This window comes from Xenorhabdus entomophaga (genome assembly GCF_037996725.1).
In the GTDB taxonomy this organism is placed as follows: domain Bacteria; phylum Pseudomonadota; class Gammaproteobacteria; order Enterobacterales; family Enterobacteriaceae; genus Xenorhabdus; species Xenorhabdus khoisanae.
The window spans coordinates 1-293 of record NZ_JBBMXH010000421.1; the positions used below are offsets into that span (position 1 = coordinate 1).

At 52.9% G+C, this 293-nt stretch carries 1 protein-coding gene; it reads right to left on the reverse strand.

Translation table 11 applies throughout. From position 1 onward, the window contains the following. The coding region (locus tag AAC854_RS23470) for an HK97 family phage prohead protease (protein WP_340619178.1) at window positions 1-293 on the reverse strand (293 nt) is incomplete at both ends.

The following is a 293-nucleotide window of genomic DNA, read 5'->3' on the forward strand; positions in this document are numbered from 1 at the left end:
CGTTAGCGGGAAAGGTCACCAGACTCACTTCCCATAAATCGAGATCTTTGAGTAAAAACGCCTCTTTTGTCCGGTCATATTCCCAGTCTTTCAGGATATAGCCGATGGACAACCCCGACAGGGAACCGGCTTTCATATGGGCGTGGGCCCGTTTCGCCAGCGGATCGTCATCAATGAGTAAGCGCCCCTTGAGATACAGCCCGGTCTCGTCTTCTTTCATCTCGGTATAAATACCGATGGGTTCGTCCATCCGGTGCTGCCAGAGCAGCGCGGGTAAGCTGCCTTTCTCATTC